Origin of the sequence: Corynebacterium sp. Marseille-P4611 (assembly GCF_916618765.1) — a bacterium.
Taxonomy (GTDB): Bacteria; Actinomycetota; Actinomycetes; order Mycobacteriales; family Mycobacteriaceae; genus Corynebacterium; species Corynebacterium marquesiae.
This window is the reverse complement of record NZ_CAKAKD010000001.1, coordinates 709674-727063: the sequence shown is the minus strand read 5'-3', so window position 1 is coordinate 727063 and position 17390 is coordinate 709674. Positions and strand designations below refer to the sequence as shown.

General features: G+C 60.3%; 17 protein-coding genes and 1 pseudogene. 8 read left to right on the top strand and 10 right to left on the bottom strand.

The window, feature by feature from the left end:
- Positions 1-89 precede the first annotated feature (89 nt).
- Positions 90-1282 (top strand): IS3 family transposase gene (locus LG376_RS03665; RefSeq protein WP_225746142.1). Its coding sequence is split into 2 segments (ribosomal slippage): positions 90-369 and positions 369-1282, totalling 1194 coding nucleotides; the frame shifts between segments, so codons are not numbered across the junction.
- A gap of 488 nt (positions 1283-1770) precedes the next feature.
- On the opposite strand, the gene LG376_RS03660 is transcribed toward LG376_RS03665, so the two are convergent.
- On the bottom strand, positions 1771-2388 hold the full coding sequence (locus LG376_RS03660; RefSeq protein ID WP_150850803.1) for a bifunctional 2-polyprenyl-6-hydroxyphenol methylase/3-demethylubiquinol 3-O-methyltransferase UbiG: 618 nt from the start codon (positions 2386-2388) through the stop codon (positions 1771-1773).
- 692 nt (positions 2389-3080) lie between these two features.
- Complete coding sequence (locus LG376_RS03655) at positions 3081-3242, bottom strand: hypothetical protein (RefSeq protein ID WP_005326270.1); 162 nt, start codon at positions 3240-3242, stop codon at positions 3081-3083.
- 135 nt (positions 3243-3377) lie between these two features.
- On the opposite strand from LG376_RS03655, the gene LG376_RS03650 reads away from it, so the two are divergent.
- On the top strand, positions 3378-3575 hold the full coding sequence (locus LG376_RS03650) for an exonuclease domain-containing protein (protein ID WP_225746184.1): 198 nt from the start codon (positions 3378-3380) through the stop codon (positions 3573-3575).
- A gap of 86 nt (positions 3576-3661) precedes the next feature.
- Here LG376_RS03650 and LG376_RS03645 read toward each other — a convergent pair whose 3' ends face one another.
- Both LG376_RS03645 and LG376_RS03640 read right to left on the bottom strand, forming a co-directional pair.
- On the bottom strand, positions 3662-5143 hold the full coding sequence (locus LG376_RS03645) for a multicopper oxidase family protein (protein WP_225746183.1): 1482 nt from the start codon (positions 5141-5143) through the stop codon (positions 3662-3664).
- 71 nt (positions 5144-5214) lie between these two features.
- The gene (locus LG376_RS03640) at positions 5215-5790 is read right to left on the bottom strand and encodes a CueP family metal-binding protein (protein WP_049378083.1); all 576 of its coding nucleotides are present in this window, start codon (positions 5788-5790) and stop codon (positions 5215-5217) included.
- 404 nt (positions 5791-6194) lie between these two features.
- Between LG376_RS03640 and LG376_RS03635 the strand changes: the two genes are divergently transcribed.
- The 5 genes and pseudogenes from LG376_RS03635 to LG376_RS03615 all read left to right on the top strand — a co-directional run bounded on the left by LG376_RS03635 (position 6195) and on the right by LG376_RS03615 (position 11497).
- A complete protein-coding gene (locus LG376_RS03635) occupies positions 6195-6917 on the top strand; it encodes a response regulator transcription factor (protein ID WP_100067814.1) in 723 nt (240 codons plus the stop codon).
- A complete protein-coding gene (locus tag LG376_RS03630; protein ID WP_005328299.1) occupies positions 6914-8041 on the top strand; it encodes a cell wall metabolism sensor histidine kinase WalK in 1128 nt (375 codons plus the stop codon). Before LG376_RS03635 ends, LG376_RS03630 begins: the two co-directional genes overlap by 4 nt.
- Positions 8042-8155: 114 nt before the next feature.
- The gene (locus LG376_RS03625; protein WP_150851786.1) at positions 8156-8482 is read left to right on the top strand and encodes a heavy-metal-associated domain-containing protein; all 327 of its coding nucleotides are present in this window, start codon (positions 8156-8158) and stop codon (positions 8480-8482) included.
- Between the two features lie 51 nt (positions 8483-8533).
- On the top strand, positions 8534-10768 hold the full coding sequence (locus LG376_RS03620; protein WP_225746182.1) for a copper-translocating P-type ATPase: 2235 nt from the start codon (positions 8534-8536) through the stop codon (positions 10766-10768).
- A gap of 93 nt (positions 10769-10861) precedes the next feature.
- Positions 10862-11497, top strand: a pseudogene (locus LG376_RS03615) (IS6 family transposase).
- A gap of 80 nt (positions 11498-11577) precedes the next feature.
- Here LG376_RS03615 and LG376_RS03610 read toward each other — a convergent pair.
- From LG376_RS03610 to LG376_RS03595, 4 genes are all read right to left on the bottom strand, one after another.
- The gene (locus LG376_RS03610; protein ID WP_225746181.1) at positions 11578-12156 is read right to left on the bottom strand and encodes an LURP-one-related/scramblase family protein; all 579 of its coding nucleotides are present in this window, start codon (positions 12154-12156) and stop codon (positions 11578-11580) included.
- A 28-nt stretch (positions 12157-12184) separates the two neighbouring features.
- Entirely contained in the window at positions 12185-13381 is a 1197-nt protein-coding gene (locus LG376_RS03605) for an HNH endonuclease signature motif containing protein (RefSeq protein ID WP_225746180.1), read from the bottom strand.
- 95 nt (positions 13382-13476) lie between these two features.
- The gene (locus tag LG376_RS03600) at positions 13477-14277 is read right to left on the bottom strand and encodes a PrsW family intramembrane metalloprotease (RefSeq protein WP_225746179.1); all 801 of its coding nucleotides are present in this window, start codon (positions 14275-14277) and stop codon (positions 13477-13479) included.
- Positions 14274-14708, bottom strand: coding sequence for a hypothetical protein (locus tag LG376_RS03595; protein WP_225746178.1), 435 nt, complete (start codon positions 14706-14708; stop codon positions 14274-14276). Before LG376_RS03595 ends, LG376_RS03600 begins: the two co-directional genes overlap by 4 nt.
- Before the next feature lie 118 nt (positions 14709-14826).
- On the opposite strand from LG376_RS03595, the gene LG376_RS03590 reads away from it, so the two are divergent.
- Positions 14827-15192, top strand: coding sequence for a heme transporter (locus tag LG376_RS03590; protein ID WP_225746177.1), 366 nt, complete (start codon positions 14827-14829; stop codon positions 15190-15192).
- A 14-nt stretch (positions 15193-15206) separates the two neighbouring features.
- On the opposite strand, the gene LG376_RS03585 is transcribed toward LG376_RS03590, so the two are convergent.
- A complete protein-coding gene (locus LG376_RS03585) occupies positions 15207-16196 on the bottom strand; it encodes an IS481-like element IS5564 family transposase (RefSeq protein WP_011273866.1) in 990 nt (329 codons plus the stop codon).
- The gene (cmx, locus tag LG376_RS03580; protein WP_005297378.1) at positions 16196-17371 is read right to left on the bottom strand and encodes a chloramphenicol efflux MFS transporter Cmx; all 1176 of its coding nucleotides are present in this window, start codon (positions 17369-17371) and stop codon (positions 16196-16198) included. Before cmx ends, LG376_RS03585 begins: the two co-directional genes overlap by 1 nt.
- Positions 17372-17390 lie beyond the last annotated feature (19 nt).

Genomic DNA, 17390 nt, shown 5'->3' with positions numbered 1-17390 from the left:
CCCTGAGAGTAAAGAGTTGAACTGACCCCCATTTGGTGGACACCTGATATCCAGCCCAGTCGAGCTGGGAAGAAAGGTAATCTACCACCATGTCCAGGTATTCCGAACAGTTCAAACGCGATGCCGTGGCCCTCTATGAGAACAACGAGGACCTCTCGTTGAACTCAGCGTCAGCCGAGCTCGGAATCAACCGAGCCTCGCTACATTCATGGGTCAAGAAGTACGGCACCGGCAAACGTGCCCGCATAAAAGCCGTGCACGATAAAGCCCAAGAGGCGAATGATTCTGAGCGAATCCGCCAGCTAGAAAAGGAAGTCTCTAAGCTGCGCGAAGAACGCGATATTCTGCGCAAGGCCGCGAAATATTTTGCCGAAGAGACACGCTGGTGATCCGCTTCCAGTTTGTCTATGACCACCGAACCGAGTACTCGGTTAAGCGGATGTGCGATGTGTTAAAGCTCAATCGTTCCTCGTTTTACAAGTGGGTGAGCACCCGCAAAAAGCGCAGGTTAAAGATATATTCTGACGGTCTTATTGGTGCAAGAATCAAGGCCATCTTCGATGATGAGCACGGGCTTTATGGTGCTAAACGCATCGCCGCAAGCCTCAAGGAAGACCCGGCGTATACCCCGGTCAACCACAAGAAGGTCGCACGAATCATGAAAACCATGGGACTAAAAGGCTTTAGCAAACGCCGTCGATGCATCACTACCAGGCGTAAGCCTGGTCACCGTGTCATGCCAGATCTAGTAGGCCGTACATTCACCGCTGACGAGCCGAACCGTGTGTATGTCGGCGACATTACCTACCTGCCGTGTAAGTGCGGAAAGAACATGTATTTGGCTACAGTCATTGATACCTATTCGCGTAAACTTGCAGGTTATGCACTCGCAGACCACATGCGTGTCTCGTTGGTCATTGATGCTCTAGCCCACGCACACGGTGTGCGTGGCAGTCTTGACGGGGCTATTTTCCATTCCGATCACGGCAGCGTGTACACCTCACAAGCGTTCAGAAACTACTGCTCGTCGCTGGGTGTACGCCAGTCCATGGGAGCGGTAGGAACGAGTGCCGATAATGCCCTAGCAGAATCGTTTAACGCCACGCTCAAGCGGGAAGTACTGCGAGAGCGGAAAGTCTTTGACAACCCAATTAGCTGTCGCCAAGAGGTCTTCCGGTGGTGCATGCGCTACAACACCCGCAGGCGCCACTCCTGGTGCAATCTTGTGGCTCCTGATGTCTTTGAAGCCGCGACTTCAGCTACACTGGCTAAAGTCGCATAGTTAACCCCCGACGTGTCCACTTTCCGGGGGTCGGGCCCAGTCACTAGGGCCATCATGATTAAGACGTTTACGGTTGCTACCAGGGTGCGTTGCTTAGTCACATTTCCTCCTCGGATGTCTTTAACGTCGGTGACGTAAATATACTTTACACAATGACAACCATTTAATGCCTAGGAAAGGTCAAATCAACGCTTATTGATCGCTATGAATTTTCCTAACAGAGAGGGGAAAGTCGGTTCTGTAAGTCGATCTTTCCTTTTGGCTCGTTCTTAAAGCAGAAAGCTTGAAAGAGTCTCCAATCTGCTGTTTTGGTTTTCCGGTTTTGGGGTGTGAGTAGAGGTGCTGGGCTCTCTTGGAGAGCAAAGTCGATGAGGTTCCAAAAATGCTTTTCACTCGCCCCGTTTCGTGCAGGGGTGGAAGGTTACCGGCCTGACCGAGGGGCTACTGACTTGTCGAATGTGTCGGTGCCAGGTGGTTGGGTTGCTGGATTAGGAGTTAGTAAATCCGCCGGATGGTTTAGTCCACCTGAGTGTGTATCGGTAGTAAAAACGTCGTTGAATGCGGCATCCGGGGAGAACAATTTTGGCTATGTCGCAAATTTCTTTCAGCGACTTTTGTGGTTTTGAAGTCTTCATACCGGGATAATATTCCTCACGATGGGCTTTACTCATCAAACGTACTGGGATGACGAGTGCTCCGGAGATGAACCAGTCGGCCGCAGTTTTGTTGGAGGCAATCCCTATCACGAATAGTTCTCCTCCGGGTGATAGGAGTTCTGCGAGCCGTTTGAGTGCCGGTTCGAGTGGGAGGTGGTGGAGTGTTGCCACTGCCGTGATGAGATCGAACTGCTGTCCTAGTAGTTCTGGGGCGTCGAAAACATCGCCGAGAATTACAGTTGCGTTTGGGACGGTGGCCAGAAGGGTCCTAGCCTGTTTGACTGCATGGGGGTCTGAGTCTATGCCTCTTACGTCATGGACTACCTCCGCGAATTTGCTGACTAGCAGTCCGTCTCCCGAACCAACGTCAAGGACTTTCGAATCCGGCCCCGGGGCAGCGGCGAGCAGTTCAGAATGGTAGGCCGTGTTGTGATTCCAGCGACTTGTCATGGCATGGTCAATTTTACCGAATTGGATGGAGCTGAATTGTCAGAATCTTGCAAGCTAACTATTGGGACAATCGTTCCATTACTAATTTGTAGTTCACTTGCCGCCGCAACAGACTCAGAGGAAGCGCAAGATGAGGCGTCCTGCGTTGCGTTTCGTCTATTTCGGTATTTTTTAGGAGACTGAATTGAGAGTGGAAAGGAAATGGAAGAGTTTACGGTCGGGGCTAGAGCAGCGGCATGCAGAGCTTGCAGTGAATGCTGCTCGTCTGTGGTGTGACATGGTGCTTACAACTTACAGTTCTGAAACCGCACCTTGGCGTTCCGAGGAGCCGGAAGAATAAGACTGTCAATCCAGTTGCGGAATGTCGACCGATAAACCTCTGGGAGATTTTATAAAACAAATGTTCTAATGCTCGTCTGGTCCTGCTGGCGAGCTTTTTCATGTCCACAGTATGTGCTAGATAAGGGAAGGAAACGGTTTAGCGGTGATTCTGTGGCCTAATTTGCGGCCGATTGAAGCGCCTTAGTAGCGGAATTAATACTCGGGAGATTCCATATCCGCAGCTCGGGAGACACTTTTTGAAAAGCCATGCTGAGCTGCCATCGTGAACATCACACCATCGAAATCCGGAGTGGAAACCACAGGAGTTTCCACTCCGGCTCTTTTTATTTTTCCTAGTCGCTCCTTTTTCCTTAGTGCGCAGCATATCCATGCTCATCAATCATGTACTGGGTAGCAGTATTTAATTCCTGCTGGGAAATATCCCGCAAACTCGGCCCCCGCCCCTGTCCCTCCCCAGTGGTCGTAGTAGCGGGGGTTGGGGTGGAGTTCGGATAGTCCTGCGAAGTGCTCATAGCACTAAGGCAACCACACCCACGCCCGCTACGAAAGGCCAACCACATTAACCTTGTGGACAACCCGCACACGGCTAGTGTGGTTATCCACAGAAATCCACGTTGGTTGCAGTGTTCGATAGCGTTTAGGTGGGCATGTCGGTATGGGCCTCTTGGCTTGAGGCCATAGGCTTCTTAGAAAACCTCCTCAACCGCTACACCCCACGCATGCCGTGCGAGCCGGTCTTTGCGGTCATTGATACCGAAACCACCGGCTTTAACAAGCGCTACGACCGCATCATTGAACTTGCTGCCGTGCGCGCCGACGCATACTTCAATCCCGTCGACTCCTAGCACACACTGCTCAACCCTGACGCCAACGTCGTGTCCACTACTCGGGGGACGCCCCGCCCACCTCGGTACCCAACCCTGCTGTGGGGTTACTCGTAGCGAAGCGAGCTGAGCATCCCGGTTTCCATGTGATAGGCGTTATGGCAGTGAAATGCCCACTCTCCGGGGTTGTCAGCGATCAGGTCGGCGATCATGGTTTCACCGTGGCGGAGAAGGACGGTGTCCTTGCGTAGCCCGCCGCTGCCGGGCAGCGCCCACGTGTGGCCGTGGATGTGCATGGGATGGGGCATCATGGTCCTGTTGCGCATGACCATCCGCAGGCGCTGGCCCTCCTGCACGGTCGCGGAGGAGGATTGGCCGTCGGTGAGAATGCTCCATTCATACGGCATCATCTGCCCGCCCAGGTCGATGCTGACTTCTCGGTCTGGTGTGTCCTCGGGCAGGAGTGCACGGTCTGCTGGCTTCAGGGAGGACAGAAGCAGTCCGGTGGACGACAACTCGGGGAAGTCGACATCGGGGTGGGGGGCCTGGCCGCCGGCGGTGCGGATGACGGCGAAGGCACGGTCGTCCTTACCCACCGCCAAAGCCGTGAGCGGGAAGATACCGTCGTCGAGGATGACCTCGACGTCGACACGCTCGCCCATCGACAGGTAGATCGATTCGGTCTCCCTGGGTTGGACAGGGAAGCCGTCGGTGTGGGTCACGGTCATGCGGTGGCCACCGAGGGCCACCTTGAAGATGGTGTCACCGCCGGAGTTGATAAACCGCAGGCGGGCCTTGTCGCCCGGGCGAGCCTCGAAGGTCCGGTGAGCACGGGGGATACGTCCGTTGATGAGGTAGTGCGGATACATCACATCGCCGGCATCCCCGCCCAGTACCCGGTCCGGGGTGCCGTGCATCATATGGCCGTGACCTCCCATCCCCTTCTTCCCGTTATGGTCACCCGAACCCATTCCGGTGAGCTTGTCGAGCTCATCGTCGGGAGTGCCCTGAATGCCATCGACCCAGTCGTCGAGCACGATGGTCCACTCGACGTCCTGGTCCTCAGCGTCTTGCGGGTCACGGACGATCAGTGGGGCGTGGAGGCCGCGATCAAGCTGCAGGCCGGAGTGGGAATGGTAGAAGTAGGTGCCACCATGGGGGACTTCAAAAACATAGGAGAAAGACTCGCCAGGTTCAATGGGGTCCTGGGTCATGCCGGGCACACCGTCGGCTGCGTTGTGGAGTGCGATGCCATGCCAGTGGATGGAGGTGCTCTCAGGCAGTTCATTGGTGATATCGACCTGTAGGACGTCGCCGGCAGTGGCCTCAATGGCCGCATCCCCGGTGTCAGAGACGTATCCCCACGTCTTGGCTTCGATGCCGCCGATATCCAGAGAGAGGGGCCGGGCGTTCAGTGTCCGGCGCACCGTCGGCTCACCGAGCGCAGTGGGGGTGGGAGTGGGGCGAAGAGAGGAACCTGGTGCCGAGGCAGCGGGTCCAGGGTCGCTGGTGCAGGCGGCCACGGCCCCGGTGCCGGCGAGGACGAGCCCGCCGAGCAGAAACTGTCGTCGGGAAAACGCGTTCATCATGATTTAACCTTCCTTGGTGCAGGATTTCAGTGACACGGGAGACAGGCGCAGGTGAGGACCCTGCTGAGCCATCACGTCAGGCGCAGGTCTGTGACACAGGTGGCACCGTCGTCGGCGGTGGAAAACTCCGTGGTGCCGGTACGCCCCTGGTAGCTGACCTCAATCAGGCCGGTGGCATCATCGGGAAGCCAGAAGCCAATAAACCCGTTGTCGAAGGTGGTTGTCGTCTCGTCCACCAGCACCTCACCGGTCGCCTCATCGGTGATCGTGACCTGGATATCCTCATTGTCGAGTTCCCCCTGGCAGGTCGTGAGGCTGTGGTAGAAGCAGTCGTGGGTGGAGGTGAGATAGGGTGCGATCGAGACATACGTCTGATTGTCGGGAAGATCGAGTACAACTTCCTGGTCATCGCTCGAGAGCAGCAGTTCATCGGCACGTACTGAGGCGATCAGATCCGTGGGACGCTCAGTGACCTTCTGCCGGTCGAGGTGATCAATGATCTCCACCGCGTCCATGTCGGCCAGGCCATGGGCAGTCAGGAATGTGTCCTGCGACACCGTCCCATCGGCGGTGGGTTCCGGGTCGGCAGCCGAACACCCCGTGAGGGCGAGGGCAAGGGCGGCGGCTGCGATCGCTGCTCGTTTCACGTCAATCTCCTTGGATCGTGGTAAGACCATGAGAAGACACCGTCTCAAGGTCGATGCCATACCTTTATCTAGCACGGGTGCCTGACGGACTAGAAATCAAAAACCCTGTTCACAGCCTTATAACAGGGCGAAAAGGGGGTGAATTCGGTGGGCTGGGTCACCACCGGGACACCACCCCACAGCCGTGGGTGATGTACTTCTACCCGCCCCGGGTATGCGGTGCAGACAGTGAAATCCCTGGTGGCGCCTGCTGAACCGACCAGGGGAGGCGATGCCGCCGACCCAGGGTGGGACACAGGGGTGACGGCGGTCGAAGGGTGATGTTTGAAGATTTGATGAAGATTTCCCCGCCGGGTACTGAGCGAGGGTGGTATTCCCCCCTGGCCGGAGCGATACTGGGGTCTATGGCTGACCGCACACCGACCACCGCCACGCCCCCGGGGCGGGTGCTGGTCGTCGATGATGAACAACCCCTGGCTCAGATGGTGGCTTCCTACCTCATCCGGGCCGGCTTCGATACCCGCCAGGCGCACACCGGTACCCAGGCCATGGACGAGGCCCGTCGCTTTTCCCCCGATGTTGTGGTGCTGGATCTGGGGCTGCCCGAACTCGACGGCCTGGAGGTGTGCCGACGCATCCGCACCTTCTCGGACTGCTACATCCTCATGCTCACTGCGCGTGGCAGCGAGGACGACAAGATCAGCGGTTTGACCCTGGGGGCGGATGACTACATCACCAAACCTTTTAGCATCCGGGAACTGGTGACCCGGGTGCATGCGGTGTTGCGCCGCCCGCGCACCAGCATCACCCCACCGCAGGTGACCACCCCCTTGATCGTTGGGGACCTCATCCTTGACCCCGTCGCCCATGAGGTGCGGGTGGGGGAGACGACCGTGGAGCTTACCCGCACGGAGTTCGAGCTGCTGGTTGCCCTGGCCCTGCGCCCCGGCCAGGTGCTGACCCGCCACGACCTGGTCACCGAGGTCTGGGACACCACCTGGGTCGGTGATGAACGCATCGTCGATGTCCACATCGGCAACTTGCGTCGCAAGCTCGGCACCGACACCCGGGGCCGGGGGTTTATCGACACCGTGCGTGGCGTGGGCTACCGGGTGGGGCAGCCATGAATCACGGACCCGGCCTGACCTTCCGCTTCCTGGCCGCCCAGGTGTTGGTCGTGGTGATTAGCCTGCTGGTGGCCGCGGCCGTGGCCACGATGGTGGGTCCGACCCTGTTCCATGATCATATGTTGATGACCGGCCGGGAGGACCCCTCGCTGGAGCTGTTCCATGCCGAGCAGGCCTACCGGGGCGCCAACCTGATCACCCTGGCCGTCGCCCTGCCCACCGCCTTGATCAGCGCCCTGCTGGCCAGCCTGTGGTTATCGCGTCGTCTGCGCACCCCCCTGCAGGATCTCACCCACGCCGCTACCAGCCTGACGGCCGGCAACTCCCGTATCCGCGTGCCCGCCGGAAAAGCAGGCCCCGAGTTCACCACCCTGGCGCATGCCTTCAACACCATGGCCGACCGGCTGGAACACACCGAACAGGTCCGCCGCCAGATGCTCTCTGATCTGGCCCACGAAATGGGCACCCCCTTATCGGTGCTCACGGTCTACCTCGATGGTCTCCAGGACGGGGTCGTGGACTGGAATAATGCCACCCACACGATCATGGCTGACCAACTCACCCGCCTGACCCGGTTGATGGAAGACATCGACGATGTCTCCCGGGCCCAGGAACACCGGATCGATTTGGACCTGGCGGAGGAAGGGCTCGGGGATCTGCTCCATACCGCCGCTGTTGCCGCGGGGGAAGCTTATGCTGACAAAGGCGTCGATTTACAGGTCGAGAGCATTGCAGACACCGCCCGGGTGCTCGTGGACCGGCAACGCTTCGGCCAGGTGATGAGCAATCTCCTGTCGAACGCGCTACGGCACACCCCGGCCGGCGGGCAGGTCCGAATCAGCGTCCACCGACAGGGGGCGTCCACCGCGCTCATCCACGTCGCCGATGATGGCGAGGGCATCCCACCTGACCAGCTCGGACACATCTTCGAACGCTTCTACCGGGGGGATGCCGCCCGCAGCCGGGACAACGGCGGGGCCGGTATCGGTCTGACCATCTCCAAGGCATTGATCGAGGCCCACGGCGGCACTCTCACCGCCACCTCCCCCGGACCTGGTCGCGGAGCGGTGTTTGCCCTCCGCCTCCCGCTGTCCCCTCCCGAAAGTGAGGAGGCTGCTCGGTGACCACACCCTGCCCCGCGTGAGGGCCGTGCCCTCTACCCCTTGAAAATATACCCCCAGGGGGTATACGCTAGAGAGCGGCATCGCCGCACCCCACCGAACCGAAGGAGCTTTCCCATGATCACCTCCCCGCCCCGCCTCTTGCCGATGGCCTCCCACGGCTGCAGCTGTTGCGGACCTGCCTCACGTGCCGACACCGCCTCCACCCCTGCCACCAGCGACTCGTCAGCAGGAGGGTCCTCCCCTAGCTACCAGGTCACCGGCCTGACCTGCGGGCACTGCGCGAAAAGCGTGACCCAGGCCCTTCAGGCCCTTCCCCAGGTCGACGACGTCCAGATTGATCTCGCTGCTGGTGGTGTTTCCACCGTCACGGTCACCGGTGTCGTACCTCCGGAGATGGTTCGCCGGGCCATCGAGGAGGCCGGCTACACCGTCTTATCCTGATCAGTTTTACCCATCATCTCGACCCCGACCGGGTTGAGCGAAAGGAACGTCATGAGCACTCCCCACCATTCGGGTGATCACCATGGTGATCACCCCGCTCCGGAAACAGACCACACCCACCACCCGGATCATGCCGGCCACGAACACCACGCACATGCCGACACCCACGGCCAGGCGATGCCCCACGATCACCCGCACTCCGCCCTGGACGAAGACCACCACGTTCATGGTCACGGCGAACACGCCGGACACAGCACCGCAATGTTTCGGGACCGCTTCTGGTGGTCGCTGATTCTGTCCATTCCCGTCGTTATTTTCAGCCCCATGGTCGCCCAGCTGCTCGGCTACCACCTCCCGGCATTCCCCGGATCCACCTGGATTCCCCCGGTGCTGGGCACGATCATCTTCGTCTACGGCGGAACGCCTTTCCTCAAGGGCGGATGGAAAGAACTGAAATCCCGCCAACCCGGGATGATGCTCCTGATCGCCATGGCCATCACCGTGGCGTTTGTCGCCTCCTGGGTCACCACTCTGGGGCTGGGCGGTTTCGAGCTGGACTTCTGGTGGGAGCTGGCCCTGCTGGTGACCATCATGCTGCTGGGCCACTGGCTGGAGATGTCCGCTCTCGGGGCTGCGTCCTCCGCGCTTGACGCGCTGGCTGCCCTGCTGCCGGATGAGGCCGAGAAAGTCATCGACGGGACCACCCGCACCGTGGCCATCTCCGACCTGGTCGTCGACGACGTCGTGCTGGTGAGGGCCGGTGCCCGGGTGCCGGCCGACGGAACCATCCTCGATGGAGCCGCCGAATTCGATGAGGCGATGATCACCGGCGAATCCCGTCCCGTCTTCCGCGACACCGGTGACAAGGTGGTCGCCGGTACCGTGGCCACCGACAACACCGTCCGCATCCGGGTGGAGGCTACCGGCGGGGACACCGCCTTGGCCGGGATCCAACGCATGGTTGCCGACGCCCAGGAGTCCTCCTCCCGGGCCCAGGCCCTGGCGGATCGGGCGGCGGCGTTGTTGTTCTGGTTCGCGCTGATCTCCGCTCTGATCACTGCGGTGGTGTGGACCATCATCGGCAGCCCGGACGATGCCGTGGTGCGCACGGTCACGGTGCTGGTCATCGCCTGCCCGCATGCCCTGGGTCTGGCGATTCCGCTGGTCATTGCGATCTCCAGCGAGCGGGCCGCGAAATCCGGGGTGCTCATCAAGGACCGGATGGCGCTCGAGCGGATGCGCACCATCGACGTGGTTCTCTTCGACAAAACCGGCACCCTGACCGAGGGTGCGCACGCGGTCACCGGTGTCGCGGCAGCTGTTGGCGTCACCGAGGGCGAGCTGCTGGCCCTGGCCGCCGCCGCGGAGGCCGACAGTGAGCACCCCGTGGCCCGCGCCATCGTGGCGGCCGCGGCCGCCCATCCCGAGGCCTCCCGTCGGCAAATCCGTGCAACTGGTTTCAGCGCCGCCTCCGGCCGGGGGGTCCGGGCCACTGTCGATGGCGCTGAGATCCTCGTGGGTGGGCCGAACATGCTGCGCGAGTTCAACCTCACGACCCCGGCCGAGCTCACCGACACCACCAGCGCCTGGACCGGGCGTGGGGCCGGTGTGCTCCATATTGTCCGTGACGGTCAGATCATCGGTGCGGTGGCCGTCGAGGACAAGATCCGCCCCGAATCCCGCGCCGCCGTGAAAGCCCTGCAGGACCGCGGGGTGAAGGTCGCGATGATCACCGGCGACGCGCAGCAGGTGGCCCAGGCGGTTGGTCAGGACCTAGGCATTGATGAGGTCTTCGCCGAGGTCCTGCCCCAGGACAAAGACACCAAGGTCACGCAGCTGCAGGACCGGGGTTTGAGCGTGGCCATGGTCGGTGACGGTGTCAATGACGCCCCCGCTCTGACCCGCGCGGACGTCGGTATCGCCATCGGTGCCGGCACGGATGTGGCCATGGAATCTGCCGGGGTGGTCCTAGCCAGTGATGACCCGCGGGCAGTGCTGTCGATGATTGAGCTGTCCCAGGCCAGCTACCGCAAGATGATCCAGAACCTGATCTGGGCCTCTGGCTACAACATCCTCGCTGTGCCGCTGGCCGCCGGAGTGCTCGCCTCGATCGGGTTCGTGCTGTCCCCGGCCGTGGGCGCGATCTTGATGTCTGCCTCGACCATCGTGGTGGCCCTGAACGCCCAGCTGTTGCGCCGCATTGATCTGGATCCGGCTCACCTGGCTCCGACCGAGTCGAAAGAGGAACACGCCACGCCTACTTCGGCATCCACCGCCGTCCACTGATCCACCACTTCTCTCCACTGCCCCCATATGACCCTGAAAGGTGCTGTTGGAAAGTTGGGGCAGTAGGAAGAGTGACGTGAAATAGTCACAGCCATGGGTATCTTCCCCGGTCGTCATTTCCCCGTGACATTATTCTGTGGGCAGTGGGTGGTACTGCCGCTACGGGGTGAGCTACCGCGCTCTGGCGGAAATGATGACTTCAGCGGGGCGTGCTGGTCGATCACACCACGATCTATCGCTGGTCCAGAAATACGCCCCTGAGCTGGACAAGCAAACACGGTGGTACCGGCAGGTACCTGACTGGCAGGCCAGTTCCTGGCGGGTGGATGAGGCCTCTATCGGGCGATCACCGCCGGTGGCCAGAACCTGGACTTTTACCTCTCTCCGAAGCGGAACGTGGCCGCAGCGAAGTGTCTCCTGGCCAAGGCCGTCAGATCCAATGCGTCAGCCGAGTATCCCAGAGTGATCAACGGCGATAAAGCACCCTCCCTAGCTAGGGCAATCGCCGAGTTGAAGTCAGAGGGAATCTGCCCGCCAACAGTGGAACACCGGCAGGTGAAATACCTCAACCACATCCTGGAAGGCGACCATGGTCGGCTGAAGCGGATCCTCGGGCCGAAAGGGATGGAGGCGATGTACTCATTGCGGAAAGGGCAAGGTGTGATGTTTGCCTACGGGCAACCGACCCCGGACGCGGTGATCGTCAACCGGGTCTTCGAGACGGCCTAACAACGCCCACACGCAGCGGCCATCAGGGAATGAGAAACTGAGTCTTCGCTGCTCTCCGCCCAACTTTGCAACAACACCTTCTAGTCGCTGTTCTTCTGCTTAGTGCGCAGCATATCCATGCTCATCACGGCGCCGATGATGGCGGCGTGATGTTGCTCATTGAGGCCCGGCGTGATGCGCAGGCGATACGTGTTTTTGCCCATGAAGAAATTACCCATGCCAGTCCATTCGTTAGAGACGTCAGCAAGCAGGCGATCTTCTGAAGTGATGGAAAGGTTCCAATCCCAGAAGTCGCCGTGAATTTCGACGTCGGCAAAGCCCTCCATGGTCAAGTCCAACTTTGTCTTGAGCATGGAGAAACGCTTGGTAATGACGGCCATGGGCTTTTCGATTCCCGGCAAGTGCACCTCATAGGTATCCCGCAGAAAATTCGGCGGGTCCGAAATCGTCATGACCGTCTGTAGCGGGTTGCCTTCAGCATCCGTGAGTGCGACCTCCAAGCTGCGAGAGGATTTAAACACCATGTCTTTGAGACTGGTGGATTGCAGGATAGTGCCCACAGGAGTGCCGTCTAGATCGGTGATCATGAACTGATCGTTGAGGAAGGACTTGGTTTGGGTAATTACGAGCTCGTCAAGTGCGAATAAATTTTGCGTCATGCCAGCCACTGTAGGGAAGCTGGCGGTTTTATTCCTCCTCCCTAGGGGTGGTTTTCTGCTGGCGCATGAGCTCTTGGGCCTCTTCATATGCTCGGGCGCGGTGGGCAGTCATGGTTTGGGCGAAGGTCTGCACCCAGTTCTTGTTCTTCTGCGCCAGCGGGCCGGAGGGTTCGGTGGTGGTCCAGGTGCCGTCCTCAAAAAGCCAGATGATGTCGCGCGTGTGTGGGTCCATGACATAAAAAGCGCGGCCATCGGTCTTTATGTTGTGGTGGTGCTGGCATAAGCAGGCGAGGTTTGCCGGCGTGGTCGGCCCGCCGTCCGTGTGGTTGATGCGGTGATCCTTCTGGCAGGCAGATGCCGGGCGGTTGCAGCCGGGGTAGCGGCAGGTGCCATCGACGCCTTCCAGGTACGCAGCCATGGCGGCGGGAGTAACATAGCCCTTGACCTCGTGGTTAGGGTCCATCTCCCGGATTTTGGTGTAGGGCAGCGCATTGGAGCGCGCCGGGTCGAGCCAGCCCACGGATTCGATAAACGCCGGGGAATTGGGCACGTCGGTGGCCTTGTAGGCGTTGAGGATGATCTCGGGGGCTTGGGTGCGGCCGGTGAGGAGTGCAACGGCGGCGTCGGCAAGCGAGCAATCTAGCTCCAGCGCGGTCTGCCGGACGCACTTATCGACGCTCGCGATAACCGCCGGGTCCGCACTCAAAGTCACCGCCGAGGTGTTATCGCCCCAATTTTCCATGGTGTAGCGCGGCTGTGTAGGGCCCTGGGTGACGGCTAGCGTGTCATCGGCGAGGTTGATGAGCTCGTTGAGCTTGCGCTTGATCTGCGCCTGTGTGCGCATGGCCTGGTTGGGCCGGGTAGGGGTGAGGTAAGCGGTGAGCTGCTCATCGATGCGCGCCACCACCTCTGGCGTCGGATTGCCCAAGCGGTTGAGGGACTTATTGATGGCAATAATCCGGTCGAGGTCCAAGTGATAGAGGCGGTGCTGCAGCGCTTGGAGCTCGGGCAGCTCTTCCAAGCGGTGCAGCGCCATGAGGATATGGCCGATCCGCCCTTCATTAACTCCGGTGGTGCGGTAGAGGGATTGGGTAACTAATTCGAAATCAGAATCGAGTTCTGGGACTTGGTTTACCCAGAACTCGTACTCCGCCTTTCGCATCTCAAAGGCTAAGCGTGTGGTGGGGTCGGTGGTGTTGGTCGTGGAAAAGTAGGGTTCTTCCATGGCGCATCGTACCTAAATTATCGTGTGAACTTGTGTACGATTCACACCTTATAACACCCCTCGGACACGAGCCTTTTTCTTCGCATTGAGCCAGCTCAGGAGCTATATTCCGGATCTTTAGTGGATAGGACATTTTCGCTGCTTTGTGCCGCATATTTCCTATCTTGCTTGCGCATGAATCGCAGGCCCCAGATAATAAGCGCCCACGTGATGAGGGCGATAACGAGGATGGTCGCCGGCCACTCACCTGCAATCATGGTCGAGCCATTGAACAAGGTATGTAGGGCGATACCGGCCAGCCAGAATCCGGCCACCTGCCAGTACCCGTGGCGCGCGCCCGCATAGAGCTTGCCGACGCCCCATGCCGCAACCCCCGTATACAGTGCATGGCTAAAGGCGCCAACGAAGAATCGTCCGATACCGGTAATGATGACGCCCCAGAGGTCGCCGTCCAAGTTATCGATGGCCGCGTGGAGGATGAACGGCACATTTTCCATGGCATCAAAACCAAGGCCTACGGCCATGCCGATCGCGGCGGCTTGGTAGGGATGCCGCACGTTCTTAAAGGCTGCAACGATAATGACAACGCCGAGGAGCTTGATGGTTTCTTCTGGAAGCGGTGAGTAAAAAGCCGCGTCTAGGTAGGCAAGCCCCAGCTTGTTTGAAATTCCCACCATCTGGTCGTTGAGGCTTACCACCACCGGCTGGGCGAGCGCGCCCCAGAGGATGCCCTGCCACATCGGCCGCGGCCTAAACCACCAGAATCCCAGTCCGAGCGTCAGGCCAGCGCAGATGAGCGCACCGATGAGCCCAACCTCGGTAAACCGGCGATCGGCCAAGAAGAAGCCGGCGACTACAAGGCCGAAAGCGATAGATAGCCAGTACAGATTCTTCATGCCTTTTCTACCTCCTGGGCAAGTTCTGCAGCGCGCGGTCCGCGCAGGGAGAGGAACGTGGTGGGGCCATCGCCCTCGATGCTGATGGCTACGAGGTCGCCATCGCTAAGCGTGCGCTTATCCCCGTCACGGTCGATGTCTCCTTCCGGCATGGCCGTACCTTCACCCATTGCCCGGAGGTACCGGCGGGTGGCTTGGTCTTTGTCCTGTACGCCGGCTTCTTTAGCGCGGATCTGGGTGCCGTCACAGTCCCAGCGTGGTTCACTGCTGGTGGAGCCATCTTCTTCTGTGCAGGATAATCCGGGGATGCGGGCCTTTCCGGCCTGCACTTCAGAGGTGGGGTTGTCATACATGTCTGGCAGGAGCGCATTGGTGCCGTAGATGGCGCCAAATACTACGCCCGCCGCGAGGATGAGTGGTGTGCTTTTCATGCCTTCAACGCTAGGTACGCACTGCTCAGCGCGGTATCCTCCGCGGGGAGGATTAGGCCGGTCGCAGGGAGGATTTCTTCCCCATAAGTTTCCTTAAGCCCTGTGATAGGTTGGGTGCGTGTTTGAGGAGCTAGAAGAAGAAGCGGAAACGAAAGACGAGCCCAGCCGCGTCTGGTGGCAATGGTGGGCACCCATCGCCATGGCCGCGGTCTTTGTTGGCCTTCCGCCCGCGGTCTATCACCTAGTCTCCGGCGTAGTTCTGCTCATCCTCATGGCCGTGCTGACGGTGGTCATTGCTCTTGCCGACGGCGCCACTTTCCGCGCCTCCTGGACCAGCTTCTGTGTGGCAGGGTTGGCCTATTTTGCCGCCATGTCCCTCTACTTCAACGAGGGCACCTGGATATACCTCCCCGTATTTGTTTTCCTGGCATGGGCCGCGAGCAGGCTGGGCGCCGTGGTGGGCTCTAAGAAAGGGAAAAGCTAATGGAGACGTGGCACCTAGATGTGATGTCCAGGGACGTTGTTGAGTCGGTCGAAGGGTACGCCGCCAATCGCAGAGTGGTGTCGGTGGTGGTTGTAGAAGTGGAGCCAGCCGGGCAGCGCCAGGCGTCGTTCGGCCTCTGAACCGTAAAACCTGGCATAGGCCCAGCCGTCCCCGAGCGTGCGGTGGAATCGCTCGATCTTCCCGTTCGTCTGCGGCCGGTAGGGGCGTGTCCGCTTGTGTCGGATGCCGAGCCGAGCGCAGAAGTCCCTCCATGCGTGGGATCTGTATGCCGACCCGTTGTCGGATAGGACTCGCTCGACGGTCACGCCTCGTTCGGCGAACCAGGCCACGGCGCGTTCGAGAACTCCCACCGCTGTGCTCGCCTGCTCATCCGACCAGATTTCTGCGTATGCGACGCGGGAGTGGTCGTCGATGACTGTGTGAACGAACGCCGTCCCGGTGCGCGGCTTGTGATCTTTTCCTCGTGGTAATCCCGGAGTCGCGAGCTTGTTCCGTGCGCCTTGCTGCCGACCTACGTAACGATGTCCACCGCCGTCGGGGATGTTGCCGAACTTCGTGACATCGACATGAATCAACGATCCCGGATGAGGATGCTCATATCGCCGCAATGGCTCGCCAGTGACACGATCGATATGCGAGAGGCGGTTCACGCGGCAACGGACGAGGACCGCGTGAACAGTCGACGTCGAGAGACCAAGTCGCGCAGCGATCTGGGCTGGCCCCAGTCGAAGCCGCCAGCGCAGGTTGATGATCTTCTTCTTGACATGCTCGGGCGTCCTGCCTGGGATCCGGTGCGGCTTGCTGGAGCGATCCTGCATCCCAAACTCACCCTCTTCCCGGTAGCGGCCTGCCCATTTCCGGGCAGTGATCGGGGAGACCATGAACATCTTTGCGGCGATCGTGGCCGGATAGCCGTCTTCGACAATCAGCCGAGCTAACCGGAGACGGGCACGAGGAGTGAGAAGAGCGTTCGGATGGGTCATCAATTGGCCTCCGCCGCGGTCTTCGTAAGCGCGCGTCTGGTGAGAAGCATGATGACGAGAGCGATCGCTGTCAGCACCGAAGCGACCCAAACCGGCGCGAGCAGCCCCAGCCCGGTCGCGAGCCCGAGCGCACCAAGCACGGGCCCCGCTGCAGCTCCGATATTCAATGCTGCGGTTGCGTACGAACCGCCCATCGTTGGCGCACCCGATGCTGCATACAGCACACGCGTGATCAGAGTACTGCCGACGCCGAACGACAGGAATCCCTGAACGAGGACGAGGACGATAAGCGCAACGGGATGAGATGCGACCACTGCCAACACGATCCAGCCTGTCAGCAATAGCGGTCCGCCGACTGCGAGCACGAGGCCAGGTCGTTGATCTGATAGTCGTCCTGCGATCGTGACGCCAAGGAACGATCCGATGCCGAACATCACCAGCGCGACGGACACCCACGCTTCGGCCAAGCCCGCGGTCTCGGTCACGATGGGTGCCAGGAAGGTGAATGCCGCAAAGGTCCCTCCGTTGATCAGCGCTCCGAGTGCCATGGCCAGGATGAGCCGCGGCGTCGCCAACTGGCTGAGCTCGACACGGAGCCTTGGTGAGGTCGCGCTAGTCTCGCTCCGACCAACATTGTTCGTGACGCCACGAATGACTCCAACGGCCGCGGGAATACAGAGGATGGCGATCGCCCAGAACGTCGTTCGCCAGCCCAGCGCTGTGCCGAGCAGTGCCCCGGCGGGGACGCCCACGACGGTTGCGATCGTCGTGCCGGAGAGCAGGATCGACAGTGCACGCCCCTTCTGGTTCGCTGGCACGAGGGTAGTGGCCGTGCTCAGTGCTACGGCGAGGAATCCTGCGTTTGCGAGAGCGCTGAGCACCCGGGTGATGAGCAGGAGAGAGAACACTGGTGTCATCGCTCCGATGACGTGGCTTCCCGCGAACACGAGAAGGCAAACGATCAATGTGAGCCGCGGTGGCCAACGGCGAGCGAATGCCGCCATCACTGGCGCGCCGACGACCATACCGACTGCGAATGCGGAGGTCAGCAGGCCCGCAGTGCCGACCGAGACGTCAAGTTCGGTCGCGATCGCGGGGAGCAATCCCGCGAGCATGAATTCTGAAGTGCCCATGACGAAGACCGCCAGGGCAAGCATGTAGAGGGCAAAAGGCATCGAGTACTCCGAGGTGTGA

Excerpts from the sequence above, each read along its gene's own strand:
- LG376_RS03620 (WP_225746182.1), top strand. The coding sequence starts at position 8,534 with ATGAGCACTCCCCACCATTCGGGTGATCACCATGGTGATCACCCCGCT.
- LG376_RS03595 (WP_225746178.1), bottom strand. The coding sequence starts at position 14,708 with ATGAAAAGCACACCACTCATCCTCGCGGCGGGCGTAGTATTTGGCGCC.
- LG376_RS03660 (WP_150850803.1), bottom strand. The coding sequence starts at position 2,388 with ATGACAAGTCGCTGGAATCACAACACGGCCTACCATTCTGAACTGCTC.
- LG376_RS03610 (WP_225746181.1), bottom strand. The coding sequence starts at position 12,156 with ATGACGCAAAATTTATTCGCACTTGACGAGCTCGTAATTACCCAAACC.
- LG376_RS03655 (WP_005326270.1), bottom strand. The coding sequence starts at position 3,242 with ATGAGCACTTCGCAGGACTATCCGAACTCCACCCCAACCCCCGCTACT.
- LG376_RS03645 (WP_225746183.1), bottom strand. The coding sequence starts at position 5,143 with ATGATGAACGCGTTTTCCCGACGACAGTTTCTGCTCGGCGGGCTCGTC.
- LG376_RS03625 (WP_150851786.1), top strand. The coding sequence starts at position 8,156 with ATGATCACCTCCCCGCCCCGCCTCTTGCCGATGGCCTCCCACGGCTGC.
- LG376_RS03605 (WP_225746180.1), bottom strand. The coding sequence starts at position 13,381 with ATGGAAGAACCCTACTTTTCCACGACCAACACCACCGACCCCACCACA.
- LG376_RS03600 (WP_225746179.1), bottom strand. The coding sequence starts at position 14,277 with ATGAAGAATCTGTACTGGCTATCTATCGCTTTCGGCCTTGTAGTCGCC.
- LG376_RS03635 (WP_100067814.1), top strand. The coding sequence starts at position 6,195 with ATGGCTGACCGCACACCGACCACCGCCACGCCCCCGGGGCGGGTGCTG.
- LG376_RS03650 (WP_225746184.1), top strand. The coding sequence starts at position 3,378 with ATGTCGGTATGGGCCTCTTGGCTTGAGGCCATAGGCTTCTTAGAAAAC.
- LG376_RS03585 (WP_011273866.1), bottom strand. The coding sequence starts at position 16,196 with ATGACCCATCCGAACGCTCTTCTCACTCCTCGTGCCCGTCTCCGGTTA.
- LG376_RS03630 (WP_005328299.1), top strand. The coding sequence starts at position 6,914 with ATGAATCACGGACCCGGCCTGACCTTCCGCTTCCTGGCCGCCCAGGTG.
- cmx (WP_005297378.1), bottom strand. The coding sequence starts at position 17,371 with ATGCCTTTTGCCCTCTACATGCTTGCCCTGGCGGTCTTCGTCATGGGC.